The organism is Octadecabacter antarcticus 307, assembly GCF_000155675.2.
GTDB lineage: Bacteria > Pseudomonadota > Alphaproteobacteria > Rhodobacterales > Rhodobacteraceae > Octadecabacter > Octadecabacter antarcticus.
Genome location: NC_020911.1, coordinates 4,475,223 through 4,488,865 on the forward strand (window position 1 = coordinate 4,475,223; position 13,643 = coordinate 4,488,865).

Sequence of the window (13,643 nt, forward strand, 5' to 3'; positions counted from 1 at the left end):
TTCCCCTGAAGGAAGGGTTATTTTTTCTACTCTATCCCGGCATCGAGCCGTTGTGGGTAAATACTCACCTCTACACCGAAAGCGGTGCTTAAGGTTTTATGAAGATACAGGGGAAGCAAGCGGAAACGAAACTGCGCCATGTCTGCTTAGCGATTGTCGCGTTCGACTTGCCGGAACATCTGTTGGGTCTGTGCTTCGCTCATGCCAAACTCTAGCCGCATTTTTTCTAAAACCTGGCGCTCATTTCCATCCAGTATTCCATCCTTCATCGCCTCACGGATTTGGTCCTCTAAGATGACCTTTTTACGCGCTACCTGATTGGTAAATGCACTCGCAACGATACCGGTAAGCATTGCCACGGTACTGACACCAAGAAAGGCTGTGATGATTGATATGAATTTTCCCATTGAGGTTACCGGTGATACATCACCGTAACCAACCGTGGTGAGCGTGATCAATGACCAATACATTGCATCCGGTATGGAAGAGAACTTATCTGGCTGATGAGAGCTTTCAGCGTAATACATGAACGAGGAGGTCAGTATAATTGCCAAGAGCAATAGGTACGATGCTGCGATAAAAGATCTGCGCTCTTGGTAGATTGCACTGAACAGATCTTCCAACGCTGTTGAGTAATGCGATAATTTGAAAACCCGCAGAAGCCGCAAAGTACGGAGAACTCTGAGATCTAAACCTGGAAAGAGAACTTGCAGATAAAATGGTAGGATCGCAATAATATCAACAATACCGTGAAAACTAAAGATGTATCTTAGACGACCTTTGAGAGACTGGGGTTCAGTGCTCTTACCCCGCGCTCCGCTGGCCCAGATTCGCAGCCCATATTCACATGTAAACAGAAGTACGCTGATCGCTTCAAATATCTTGAAATAGATACTATAAATAACGTATAAGCTACTAACTGATTCCAGCACTATCGCTACAATATTTAAAAAAACCAATCCAAGTATGAAGTAGTCACATAGTTTACTAAGAATGTCGTCGCCTTCGGCCTGATCAAAAATCTCAAGGGTCCGACGTTGCAATTTTTCGTATTTCATAGTACGCCTTTCATATGCGCCCATTTATTTCTTATAATTCCTTACCAATTTTACTCACTTCACTTTAAAGCGCGAAGTTTTTGGAGTGATATGATACGGAAATTATCAGTGACCTGATTTCGGAAGTCGCGCCATTGTTCTGGGATGGTTTCTCGTAAGAACTTCAATATGGCTCCGGTAAATTGCTTCTGTGTAGGATATGCGCGATTTTGAGTGACGTTTTGGTGCATCACGGCCCAAAGCCTTTCAATCGGATTTAAGTGCGGGCAATAGGGCGGCAGCTGGATCAAGTGGATGCGGCAGCTTTTGCGCGCCAAGAAGCTCCTCACATCAGGCCCTTTGTGGTAGGCGGCGTTGTCCCAGATCACGTGGATGATGCGTTTATCTTGGTTGTGTGCCTCGATTTTGGCCAGCAATTGCACGGCACTCACGCCGTCCACTGTGATCGGCGCTACGAAGGGGGTATCGAAGGTTTCAAGGTTCAACGCGCAGTGAATGTTGACGCGCGCCCGGCCTGAAGTCGTTTTGAGCGCGGGGTTTGTGCCCTTCTTCACCCAACCAAAGACAGGCTTGCTTTGATATTCTGGATACGCGGCATCTGCAAAGTAAACCGCCTCATCATCGGCCAGAGAATTCAGCATGTTTTCATACATTGCGATGAATTCGGCCTGTTTGGCTACATCGGCCACGCGCGGCAGGACCTTGGGCTTGCGATATTCAAAGCCTAGTCGCGCTAAAAGCTTAACACAGCCTGAATGAGAATATTCCAGATCGAACTGCGCCGCGACAAAGGCGCGGATTTCCACTGTAGATCGACAGAAATGGTCCTCAAGCCAAACGCAAAGAGCGGCTTCCTGCACGACAGACAGCCGCGATTGCCCGCCTTTCCAGCCGTCATAAGCTACCGCATCCCAGCCCTCGGACAGATATTGTTTGTGCCAGCCAAGCACCGTGTCGTCATCAAAGTAAAGCACCTGCGCAATCTCGATACAGGACTTCCCGTCATCCAGCAGCAAAAGCGCATTCGCGCGGCGCGCAACGCCATGATCCTCGCGTTGGCGTTTTACACAGCTCAAAAGCTCGCGGCGGTCTTCGCAGGAAAGAAATTCGGGACGGATCATAGGCGAAGAAGAATCTATTCCCGTTAAAACATCAACAAATTCTTCGGGTCCTCAATGACGCGCAGTATACAATTCCGCCCGACGCTAATTTTGTGAAGCTGGGGGAGGTAATTTAATATGCGTCATATCGATCTATGGAAGCCAGCCAGTCAGGGATATTTTTTGCCTATATCTGCTGGTTATTACCGTCTGGGACGCCACTCACTGAGAACCTGAGCATATTCTTGTTTCGAGTGGCAACACTCATCGAGGAGAGGGGTAGTACTTTGCCATGTCGAAAACGCCTCGCCTACTAGCCTACTTTCGACAGTGCGAGGCTAGGCAGCTAGGCAGCTCAAACTTTCAATCCGTGAGCTTTGACCATCCCCTTCGTTAGCGTCTGTTTAGCTCATCTTGATGGTTCTGTTGGTGCGTTCCAACTAGCAGATGGTCAGGACATACACAGCTTCGATTGTGGCAAAGGTGACGGACTACGTTTTTTGGAGAGAGAGGGGTGGTCGTTAGGATTGCTGTTATGAACCTATAGGCATAGTCCCGACGCCCTTTGAATTTTACTTTGCGGGGCGTTTCTAGTCCTAGCTCCCAGCAGTGTCCCTTGATGATGGATTTGGTCTGGTCTTTGGAGACTTTGGCCTCGTTCAGGAGGTCTGATACGCGCTTCAATGCTTCTTTGGGGTAGTTCTCGAACACGTCTGTCCAGTGATCTCTGGAGGTGTTGTTCAGCATGTCATGGAAGGGTGTTCTCTCGAAGTCAGCAAGGTTCTTTGCCCCTGTTGCCAGCCACACTTCTACCATCTGCTCTTTGGCCGTCAAAAGTCCGGGTCTTCCATGTCATCTGGCTCACTGGCAGGCTTTGGCGAAGGTTCGGGATCATCATCTGTGTTTCTTATGCCAACCAGACTGTCATCAATGTTTTCGTTTGCAAGTGGATTGCCTTTACCGAACGCCTGCATTGGGTCGACTTTATCTTTAGGGAGCCCTTCGCTGTCGCTGCGTCTGCTACCTTCTTTGATGCTGTCTATCAGCTTCTCACTACTGTTTGGCTTCACTTCATCATGGACGGTTATCTGGTAATCCTTGCCATCCTCATTGTGGAGAACTTTGGCTATTCTTTCCAGTTGCGACCATATCGGTTCCCAAGTGGATTCCGCTCCATCTGAGCTCCCTGCGCCACCCGTACAGACCTCACCTTTGGCAGGCGGATTATCTACTTGTTTGTACCAGCAGCGTTTTTGGGCTCCTTTGTTCCATGCGACCTTCTTTTGCTTCCAACCCATCTCGCTAAACAAGTGGGTGACAGCATTGGCTTCCCGTTTGGCAAACGTCTTGACCAACTTGACTGCGAGGTCTTGTGGGATGAAGTGGATACCGTTGTTTTCGAATAGCTCCTCAAGGTTCTGTTTGACCACATCAGGGGAGAGCTGACGCAAGTCCTTCATTATCTGAGTGCTGTATTTCTGGACGTTGAGGGACATTGGGTTAAAATCTGACAGATCTCGAGCCAAGAGGGCATTGTACAGGGCTTTGATTGCCGCTGGGGATTTGGCGACTTTCTCACTGATAGCCTCTCCTAGTTTGGAGAAGTATTCATACTCTTTGCCACCGTTATTGTAGCCTTCGTGGTCGAAGTTCATAATAAAGAAGCGTCTGTCGCTTTCTTCCAACCAAGTCGGAAGGTGATTGGTGGTCAGGATGAAGGAGCACAGGATCGGCTCTTTCGTGGAGGGCGCTCCCTTAGCCTCCATTGTCACGGTAGGGTCTGTGATTAGCGTCTTTATTCCATTGGCCTTTGCTGAGCCTTTTTGGATACTTACTTCTTCGACAATCACCATCTTATGCTGGAGGATTTCTTTGTTAAATCTGGCTAGCAGTTGCTCCACACTACAGCGGGTGGCATTGGCTTGGCCGAACAAAGCTTCGCACACTTCGGCGACCACTGATTTTCCTGTACCTTGGTTTTGACTGTACAACATCACAGCCCACTTTGGCTTCTGATGCTCGTTTTGTAGCTGCCAAGCTAGCCAGTCCAGGAACATGTTCCTGTCTTGCTCCACGGGAATGACAAACCGTAGGAACTCATCAAAATAGTCAGGATTTTCTTTTGTAAACACACTGGGGGCTACCGTCAGGTCTCGGTACTTTGGCTTCTCCCATATGTTTACAACAGCAAGGCCGTCCACAAACACAATCTTCTGAGTGTTGCTAGGCAGGCTAACAGTTCTTCCGCTCCAAACCGGAAAACTAAGCTCTGGATTGTTTTGCCCCAGATTTGGTTCCATGAGCACTTCCAGCAGGTCTGCTAGAGTGTTCCCACCTGCTTTCAGCAGAGGAAAGGCAGTCCTAATCCTATTACCAATGATTTCTGACACATTCGATTTAACGAGCTCAGTCTGCAGGTCGTTTACGGCATGATATTTGAAGCCTTTTTTGACGAACCACCCTGCTACTTCTCGGAGAATTTCTTCCTTGCTAGGATTGTAGGGCTTACCGTCTGCACCCAACCTTACAAACCCACTGTGGATGCCATCGTCAAAGGGAAAGTGTGCCATCCCTTGTTCGGTTCTTCTCCCCAAGATGTCTGAGAAGTTATTAGCATCTTCTTCAGTTGCTGGCTTATTGTTGTCGATGGGCGCTTTGGGGTTAACGACAGCAGGAGGGGCTACATAGGCAGGGGTTACTTTAGTGACAGAGACATGTCCCAGGGGCTGAGTGTATGATTTCTTTTTGGGGCCTCCAGCACGAATTTTAGCCATTCTCTTAGCAAGCTGGTCTTCTGTCTCATTGTCGTCGTTCATCATCATGCCCCTCATCGCCATAGGTGATTTTGGGGAGTTTTTGTCGGGACTACAACTGGGTGTCTGGCAAGTTGTGCTGGTATGGGTACGGTCTGTTTATTGATGTCCGCTTCCGGCCTATTCTGTTGAAAAACTCCGATTTCCAGCAAAATCGGAAAATATTTGCCCATACAGCGCAACTAAAGGGTTTTGGCGAGGGGTTCGGCTAAAATGGGCTTCCGGCCACGACTAAGCGTTTTGGAGCACCACGCGGCAATCCTCTCGAAGTTTTAGCGAAGATGTGCTTTTGGCAGGAATTTCCAAATCCCCAATTAGGGAGTTTTTCAACAGAATAGGGGCTTTGTTGCACAAATCGGGTTGAGGTCGTACTTCCCCTAAAACCGGACGGATTTAGCCTACGGCCTCTGTCTTGGGGATGCCAAGCGCTGTGAAGCCGTTTAGGATCGCAGCACGGATTTGGATCTCCGCAACCTGCCGATCAAAGTCACGCGCTGAGAGGCGCTGACCCAGTAATTTCACACAATGCATCTTTGTCTCAACGCGGCTTCTGCGGTGATATCCGGTCGCCTGTCGCCACAACGCGGAGCCTAGATACTTTGAGGCTCGCACTGCTTCGTTGCGCGCTCTGGCCCCGGGTGTGTCGTGCTTCCATAACTTGGCATTCTTGCGCGGCGGTATGACGGCGTGGGCATTTCGCGCGGCAATCGCATCGTAGCATTTGCGGGTGTCGTATGCCCCGTCGGCTGTGACGCTACCGAGTTCCTGATCAGCGGGGATCTGATTGAGCAGGTCAGGCAACATGGGCGCGTCCCCGATGCTGCTGTTAGTGACCTCGACGGCCCGTATTTCCAGCGTTTGTTCATCAATCCCAATATGTATCTTGCGCCACAACCGCCGTTTGGGTCCACCGTGCTTGCGTGCGTTCCATTCTCCTTCGCCCTCAGCCTTGATGCCTGTACTATCTATCAGCAGGTGCAGTGGTCCGGTTGAGCCCTTGTACGGGATGGCCACCGATAACGTCCTCTGACGGCGACATAAGGTACTGAAATCCGGCACTGACCAGTTCAGACCGGCAAGCTTGAGAAGGCTTTCTACAAATCCAGCCGTCTGCCTCAACGGCAAACCGAACAGCACTTTGAGGGTCAGGCAGGCTTGTATCGCCGCATCGCTGTAGGCTTGTTGGCGTCCCCGCCGCCCTGAAGGCACAGCCTCCCACGTCATCCCCGCGTCAAACCAGATCGAAAGCGATCCCCGCATCTTCAGTGAAAAATTGTACTCAGCCCAGTTCCGGGTCTTATACTTTGTAGGTATCCAGCTGCTCATAACCGCCAGCTATCACGCTGGATTCATACAGTGAATCCTCGTGACGCGATTTGTGCAACAAAGCCATACTCCACAACAAAATAATTACTGGTTATTTTCTATATAGGGGAAAATCGTACGAATACTTCTCAGAATATTTAGTGCCTTACTGTTGGCAAGCTTTGATGAATTCATTAAATAAGCAATGTCCTGAAAGGAACCTTTATCATAATGGCTAATTTCTGTAGGTCCAACATACCTCATGCCCCAGCCTGAGAAGGTTCTGCTTTCAACGGGTTCGCTCCCTAAAAGAGAAATAGCCTTATGGCGCCTGTCGAAGGAAATTCGCTTATAGCAGGCTTCAACTAATAATCGCTCACCTTCCAGAATTTGAAAAAAAAGCCCATCATGATACATCAGGATACCAGAAATGCCATCGTGAATATTATTAGCAACGGAAATTTCTAGAATAGCGCATAGATCCACAGGTTTTATAAAATCTTGGGATGTGCTCATATAAGATAAAAGGTGCAACATTTACAGGGCCTCCATACCACTTTTTATATAAATTATTAAATTAAGTTGTTAAAGCGGCGGTATGAACATTTTTGTCTCTGACGCAATTATCACATGGCATCTGTTTAGTTTTCGCCAAGGCCTACAAGCATCACCAAGTTTAGCAGCTAACTTGTTGTAAAACCTCTTAGATCAAATACTCTGACAAGTCATGACCAGTCTCAAGCATTTTGTGAAGCCACAGAGGCCTGCGGCCCCTTCCACTCCAGGTTTGCTCTATGTCGTCTGGGTTACGATATAAGGGTGGGTAGCTCCTTTTTCCATCCTTATTGAGCATTGGGGTACCCATAACTTCATCAAGGCTAAGGCCGTATTCAGCGGCAACCGCTTTCAGCCTCGCATATGCTTCTTCGCGAAGCCGCGTCTCTCGAGTGGTAATGGCTAACGCTGCCTCTTTTTGAAGCTGTTTGAGTTCTAACAAGCTCAATTCGCGGATATTCATAACATCTTCCATCAATCAATCTTTCATTTTACTAGAGATAAAAACAAAATGTGAGCGCTATTCCTTCCGTTAAGTTAAATTTTAAAGATCGAAATGCAAACAAAGTAGGAGGATAGATCATATACTCTTCTGGATAGGTCGCACTGCGGCCTATGTCGCAAAAGGCAGTAAAGCTGATGGAGGACGAGCTATTGCGGCTATTCAACCCTAGCTTAATTTTTAAAGTAGGAGTGGGTACTTATTGATAAATCAACCCACCAGGCCGACTTTGGTGTTGTGGACCCACTAAATCCAAGAAGGTTGGCTGCAGACCTTTAACTGCAGCATTCGCAAAACAAAAAATTTATCATCCACGCAAGATTCACACCCTTCATACGGATCAGGTTTCGCAAATTGATAAGCGATCAGTCTGTTAATGGCTTTAGAGGCTGAATCCACTTTGCGTTTGGCCAGCGACACGGCTTTGTTGCACAAATCGCGTCACGAGGATTCACTGTATGAATCCAGCGTGATAGCTGGCGGTTATGAGCAGCTGGATACCTACAAAGTATAAGACCCGGAACTGGGCTGAGTACAATTTTTCACTGAAGATGCGGGGATCGCTTTCGATCTGGTTTGACGCGGGGATGACGTGGGAGGCTGTGCCTTCAGGGCGGCGGGGACGCCAACAAGCCTACAGCGATGCGGCGATACAAGCCTGCCTGACCCTCAAAGTGCTGTTCGGTTTGCCGTTGAGGCAGACGGCTGGATTTGTAGAAAGCCTTCTCAAGCTTGCCGGTCTGAACTGGTCAGTGCCGGATTTCAGTACCTTATGTCGCCGTCAGAGGACGTTATCGGTGGCCATCCCGTACAAGGGCTCAACCGGACCACTGCACCTGCTGATAGATAGTACAGGCATCAAGGCTGAGGGCGAAGGAGAATGGAACGCACGCAAGCACGGTGGACCCAAACGGCGGTTGTGGCGCAAGATACATATTGGGATTGATGAACAAACGCTGGAAATACGGGCCGTCGAGGTCACTAACAGCAGCATCGGGGACGCGCCCATGTTGCCTGACCTGCTCAATCAGATCCCCGCTGATCAGGAACTCGGTAGCGTCACAGCCGACGGGGCATACGACACCCGCAAATGCTACGATGCGATTGCCGCGCGAAATGCCCACGCCGTCATACCGCCGCGCAAGAATGCCAAGTTATGGAAGCACGACACACCCGGGGCCAGAGCGCGCAACGAAGCAGTGCGAGCCTCAAAGTATCTAGGCTCCGCGTTGTGGCGACAGGCGACCGGATATCACCGCAGAAGCCGCGTTGAGACAAAGATGCATTGTGTGAAATTACTGGGTCAGCGCCTCTCAGCGCGTGACTTTGATCGGCAGGTTGCGGAGATCCAAATCCGTGCTGCGATCCTAAACGGCTTCACAGCGCTTGGCATCCCCAAGACAGAGGCCGTAGGCTAAATCCGTCCGGTTTTAGGGGAAGTACGACCTCAACCCGATTTGTGCAACAAAGCCCAGCAACTATCGAGATCCAGATCACGTGCTTCGAGCCCTACGATTTCTGCAAGCCGTGCACCAGTATCTGCCAGGGTCACAAACAGAGCTTGGGCGAGTGGATTGCTCTCATACGCTGGCAGCAACATCGCCATCTGCGAATCACTCATAGACAAGCGGTCGTCTTTACTGGCTCCAGTGCCTTTTATCTTGATGCCCTGGAAGACGTTACGCTGATCGAGATCGTTCTCAATGATCACATGGTTTATCGCGGCTTTGACCACCCCAATGGTGCGCAGGACTGAGTTCGGTGCCAAGCGGTGCAGCAAATAGTCACGGTAAGCATTGGCATCTGCGCGGTTGATGTCAGCAAGAGGTGTCCACTCTACGCGGTTCTTGCCCAGCGCTATCACAAGGTCCTTCTTAATGCGCTCAATGCGGGTCTTCAGTGGGAGGTCATTTACCCCGTCTTCACACTTATAAGCATAGTAATCTGATAGGACTTTATGCAGGGTCATTGGCTCGGGCGTCACACGAGCGCTGCCAATTTGTTGGACAACCTCCTTTGGCGCTGTGTTGCGCAGGTCCTCAGCGAGTTCCCGAAAATCATCTGTGACATCCCATTCAGGCTCGACAACTCCCTCAGCAAATACACCTGCATGCCACTCGCCAAGCCGCTCCCTAACGATATTAACGGCGCGTCTGCTATTTGGTGTTTTGCGCTCAAGGTCAAACAGCGCTTCAATCTCAGCATGGATCACTGGCAGCCGCCTGATTGCTTCATCGTAGGTCGTCCCCAGCTGGCGATATATTGTCGCCTTGGGAATCACCTCACGAAGTGCTGCGGGCACGTTGCGCTTATATCGATACGAGCCATTGGCCCGTCGAAAGACATATTTTGGAAGTTTTGATATATCTGCATCCATTGTGTTCGGGACTATCACGACACAACTTGCCCGGTGCAAGGCAGCCTGGACCGTTCATGACTGACATTTGGGGAGCGATATTCGACAAAATGGTCCCAGAAGCGGTCCCGATTATGGTCCCAGAAAAGCAATATATGCCTATTACACTATGATTTCTTGGAGTTAGTCAAAGTATAATGGTGCCCAGAAGAGGACTCGAACCTCCACGTCCATACAGACACCAGCACCTGAAGCTGGCGCGTCTACCAATTCCGCCATCTGGGCACAGAATACGTAGGTTGGCCTTAAGTCTGTCATGGCGACCTGTCAACGCGATTCCGAAGTGAAATACTGGGCGCGCACCCAGAATAGGTATTCTTGACCCAAAGAAGCGATGGGCCTGCGCGTATATGCGCCTTGTTTGTCAAAGGTCACACAGATAAACGCCTAAGAAATACCTGTCAGTCGAGGGAACGCAGCCATGTCCAAACTTGTCATTGTTTACGGCGGATCCGGTTTTGTCGGGCGCTATATCGCGCGGCGTTTGGCCAAGGATGGTTGGCGTGTGCGGGTTGCGGTTCGCAATCCCAATGAGGCGATGTTCGTGAAGCCTTATGGGGCTGTCGGGCAAGTTGAACCGGTGTTCTGCAACATTCGTGATGACGATTCAGTGCGTTCTGTGATGCACGGCGCTGATGCGGTGGTGAACTGCGTGGGCGTGTTGGACGAGATTGGCAAGAACACATTTGAGGCGGTGCAGGCAAGCGGTGCGGAACGGATTGCACGGATCGCGGCGTCGACAGGTGTCGGGGCGATGGTCCAGATGTCCGCCATTGGTGCCGACGCGGAAAGTGAAAGCGAGTATGCGCGCACGAAGGCCGCGGGCGAGGCTGGCGTGTTGGCGCATATGCCGAACGCGATGATCCTGCGTCCATCGATCATATTTGGCGATGAAGACGGGTTTTTCAATCGCTTTGCAGGCATGTCGCGTTTTGGTCCGGTGCTGCCGATTGTGGGTGCTGATACGAAATTTCAACCGGTGTATGTCGATGATGTTGCGGCTGCCGCTGTCATCGGTGTGCAGGGCCGCGCGCAGGGTGTGTTTGAGCTTGGCGGGCCAGACGTACAAACGATGCGTGAGTTGATGACCGGAATGTTGGCAATTATCCGTCGTCGCCGTTTGGTCCTGAATATCCCATTTTTTGCGGCTCAGATGATGGCGTTCGGATTCAAGGTTGGGCGCACGTTGTCGCTGGGATTGGTGCGTGGCCCGATTACGGCCGATCAAGTTAAAAACCTACGGATGGATAACGTTGTTTCTGAGGGTGCGCAGGGGTTTGAGGCGCTGGGCATTACGCCGACTGCGATGGAAACGATCTTGCCTGACTACCTGTGGCGGTTCCGCCCCAGCGGGCAGTATGACGCCATCAAAGAGAGCGCCAAAAACCTTAAACCTTAAGTGTAGGCAATACCAAGCAGCACGAGGCCAAGGATCACGCGGTAGATCACGTAGGGTGTGAAGTTTACGGATCGTAGTAATCGCATCATCAGTGACAGCGCGACGAGGGCAGCGAGAAACGCGAGCGTGGCAGCAATTGCGCCATCTTTTGCCGCTTGAACATCGGCGTTCATTGCAGCCTCTGCCCCCAGTAAAACACCTGATGCGATGATGGTCGGGATCGACATCAACATAGATAGCTTTGCGCTGTCTTCGCGTGTGTAGCCCAGCCGCCGTGCTGCGGTGATTGTGATGCCGGATCGCGATGTGCCGGGGATCAGGGATATCGCCTGCCACAGGCCCATGGTGATGGCGTGACGCAGTGTCCAGTGACCAGCCACGCGTTCGGTTTTGCCAGTTTGATCAGCCCAGTATAGCACAATTCCGAAGATCAGCATGGTCCAGCCGACGACCGTGATGTTGCGCATCATGTCATCAAGACCTGATAGTTTCAGGATCAGGCCGAATATGATCACCGGAATCGTTGCGATGATCAGGCTGAGTGCCAGAAACGCACCCGCAGTGTCGATTTTGCCGCGCAAGACGCGGGGCAGGCCGAGCAAAGCGGCGCTGGCATCTTTCCAGAAATATATGATTACCGCGAACAAGGTGCCGATGTGAACTGCGACGTCGATGACCTGCCCTTGATCGGCCATGCCCGTGAGTTGCGGCAATAAAATCAGGTGTCCAGATGAAGACACTGGCAGGAATTCAGTGATTCCTTGGATGAGGGCGGCAAGCAGGAGGGTTAGGAAGGGCATGAGGACCTCTGATTCGGTGATGCCTTTTTAAATCACCAGACTCGCGGGGGAAGAGCAGATATAGGACCGGATCGGCCCTATAAACGCTGTAGGTATTGACAAAACATCGTCAGTTGGTGAAAATATATCAAAAATAGGTAACCTATGCTGACTTTTATTTTCAAAACAGATGGAATAAAGGGATAGTCCGGAATTCGATTGGGAGAATGTCGCGTGGCTGATCAAAAGATGTTGAAGTTTACGAACGTAGAGCGGGACATGCCGGAAAAGCGTCCGCCCAATCTACGTAAAGAAGATTTCGGAGAGATTTACGGGGAGTACGCCACGGCCAAGGCCGCCGAGCAGGCGAGCCGTTGTAGCCAATGCGGTGTGCCCTATTGCCAGTCCCATTGCCCATTGCACAACAACATCCCCGACTGGCTGCGTTTGACCGCAGAAGGCCGGTTGGAAGAAGCCTATGAGTTGGCACAAGCGACCAACACGTTCCCCGAGATTTGTGGTCGCATCTGCCCGCAGGATCGCCTGTGCGAAGGCAACTGTGTGATCGAAACGGCCGGACACGGCACGGTCACTATCGGGTCAGTTGAAAAGTACATCACTGACACAGCGTTTGAGAAAGGCTGGGTCAAACCGATCCGCCCGCATACCGAACGTGTTGAGAGTGTTGGCATTATCGGGGCTGGTCCTGGAGGCCTTGCGGCGGCGGATATGCTGCGCCGTCAGGGTGTGCAGGTCACAGTCTATGATCGTTATGATCGCGGCGGCGGTTTGATGACCTACGGCATCCCCGGGTTCAAGTTGGAAAAAGACATTGTCATGCAGCGCATGGCGCAACTGGAAGACGGCGGCGTAGAGTTTGTGTTAAACTGCGACGTCGGTGATGACCTGAGTTTTGATGCCATTCGCGGCAAGCACGAAGCGGTGCTTATCGCTACTGGCGTCTATAAAACAAGGGCTTTGCAGGCGCCGGGTGCGGGTGCAGAAGGCATTGTGCGGGCGATTGATTATCTGACTGCCAGCAACCGCAAATCATTTGGGGATGATGTCGAAGAGTTCGACAACGGAGAGCTGAACGCCAAGGGCAAAAAGGTCGTCGTGATTGGTGGTGGTGATACGGCAATGGACTGTGTGCGCACTGCGATCCGTCAGGATGCGATATCTGTGAAGTGCCTGTATCGCCGCGACGAGGCGAATATGCCGGGGTCGATGCGCGAAGTTCAGAACGCCAAAGAAGAAGGCATTGAGTTTGTCTGGCTGAGCGCGCCAAAGGGCTTCGTTTCTAGTGAGCGGGACACTGGCACGGCAGACCAAGTGAACGGTGTCATGGTGCAGAAAATGCGCCTCGGTGCGCCGGATGCGACAGGACGCCAGATGCCAGAGTTGATTGAAGGCAGCGATTACATTGAAGACGCCGATTTGGTGGTTCAGGCGCTGGGCTTTGAACCCGAGGACATCCCGACGCTTTGGGGTGTGCCTGAATTGGAAGTGACCCGTTGGGGCACAATCAAGGCGGAATTCACCAGCGGCCAAACCAGCCTTGAGGGTGTGTTCGCCGCAGGCGACATTGTGCGCGGTGCGTCACTGGTGGTTTGGGCCATCAAAGACGGGCGCGATGCGGCTGAGGCGATTTTGGAATACGTAAATCAGGGCGCTTTGATGGCGGCTGAGTAGGTGGCACACAGCGTACACCGGCTG

At 51.2% G+C, this 13,643-nt stretch carries 12 protein-coding genes and 1 tRNA gene; 3 read left to right on the plus strand and 10 right to left on the minus strand.

Annotated elements, in window-relative coordinates:
* Window positions 1–146 precede the first annotated feature (146 nt).
* The 7 genes from OAN307_RS22930 to OAN307_RS22965 form a co-directional block, all read right to left on the minus strand.
* Entirely contained in the window at window positions 147–1,058 is a 912-nt protein-coding gene (locus OAN307_RS22930) for an ion transporter (RefSeq protein ID WP_245540937.1), read from the minus strand.
* Window positions 1,059–1,117: 59 nt separating this feature from the next.
* Complete coding sequence (locus OAN307_RS22935) at window positions 1,118–2,179, minus strand: IS630 family transposase (protein WP_015501798.1); 1,062 nt, start codon at window positions 2,177–2,179, stop codon at window positions 1,118–1,120.
* A 372-nt stretch (window positions 2,180–2,551) separates the two neighbouring features.
* Window positions 2,552–2,974 (minus strand): HNH endonuclease, encoded by a 423-nt coding sequence (locus OAN307_RS31570; RefSeq protein WP_044044304.1) that lies wholly within the window; start codon window positions 2,972–2,974, stop codon window positions 2,552–2,554.
* A gap of 14 nt (window positions 2,975–2,988) precedes the next feature.
* Entirely contained in the window at window positions 2,989–4,980 is a 1,992-nt protein-coding gene (locus tag OAN307_RS22945) for a primase-helicase family protein (RefSeq protein ID WP_144055672.1), read from the minus strand.
* Window positions 4,981–5,364: 384 nt separating this feature from the next.
* Window positions 5,365–6,297, minus strand: a complete 933-nt coding sequence (locus OAN307_RS22955) for an IS5-like element ISOan4 family transposase (protein WP_015501800.1) — start codon at window positions 6,295–6,297, stop codon at window positions 5,365–5,367.
* A gap of 84 nt (window positions 6,298–6,381) precedes the next feature.
* Window positions 6,382–6,813: a BLUF domain-containing protein gene (locus tag OAN307_RS22960; RefSeq protein ID WP_015501801.1), complete on the minus strand. Its 432-nt coding sequence runs from the start codon at window positions 6,811–6,813 to the stop codon at window positions 6,382–6,384.
* Window positions 6,814–6,979: 166 nt separating this feature from the next.
* Window positions 6,980–7,306, minus strand: coding sequence for an H-NS histone family protein (locus OAN307_RS22965; protein WP_015501802.1), 327 nt, complete (start codon window positions 7,304–7,306; stop codon window positions 6,980–6,982).
* A 512-nt stretch (window positions 7,307–7,818) separates the two neighbouring features.
* Between OAN307_RS22965 and OAN307_RS22970 the strand changes: the two genes are divergently transcribed.
* Window positions 7,819–8,751: an IS5-like element ISOan4 family transposase gene (locus tag OAN307_RS22970; RefSeq protein ID WP_015501800.1), complete on the plus strand. Its 933-nt coding sequence runs from the start codon at window positions 7,819–7,821 to the stop codon at window positions 8,749–8,751.
* A gap of 29 nt (window positions 8,752–8,780) precedes the next feature.
* Here OAN307_RS22970 and OAN307_RS22975 read toward each other — a convergent pair whose 3' ends face one another.
* Both OAN307_RS22975 and OAN307_RS22980 read right to left on the minus strand, forming a co-directional pair.
* Window positions 8,781–9,710, minus strand: a complete 930-nt coding sequence (locus OAN307_RS22975; protein ID WP_015501803.1) for a DUF6538 domain-containing protein — start codon at window positions 9,708–9,710, stop codon at window positions 8,781–8,783.
* 177 nt (window positions 9,711–9,887) lie between these two features.
* A tRNA-Leu gene (locus tag OAN307_RS22980) sits at window positions 9,888–9,974 on the minus strand.
* Between the two features lie 196 nt (window positions 9,975–10,170).
* Here OAN307_RS22980 and OAN307_RS22985 point away from each other — a divergent pair.
* A complete protein-coding gene (locus OAN307_RS22985) occupies window positions 10,171–11,148 on the plus strand; it encodes a complex I NDUFA9 subunit family protein (RefSeq protein ID WP_015501804.1) in 978 nt (325 codons plus the stop codon).
* Here the strand turns inward: OAN307_RS22985 and OAN307_RS22990 are convergent.
* Window positions 11,145–11,948: an undecaprenyl-diphosphate phosphatase gene (locus OAN307_RS22990; protein WP_015501805.1), complete on the minus strand. Its 804-nt coding sequence runs from the start codon at window positions 11,946–11,948 to the stop codon at window positions 11,145–11,147. The genes OAN307_RS22985 and OAN307_RS22990 overlap by 4 nt on opposite strands.
* A gap of 213 nt (window positions 11,949–12,161) precedes the next feature.
* Here OAN307_RS22990 and OAN307_RS22995 point away from each other — a divergent pair, with 213 nt between their 5' ends.
* On the plus strand, window positions 12,162–13,619 hold the full coding sequence (locus OAN307_RS22995) for an NAD(P)-dependent oxidoreductase (RefSeq protein WP_015501806.1): 1,458 nt from the start codon (window positions 12,162–12,164) through the stop codon (window positions 13,617–13,619).
* The last annotated feature ends 24 nt before the right edge of the window (window positions 13,620–13,643 follow it).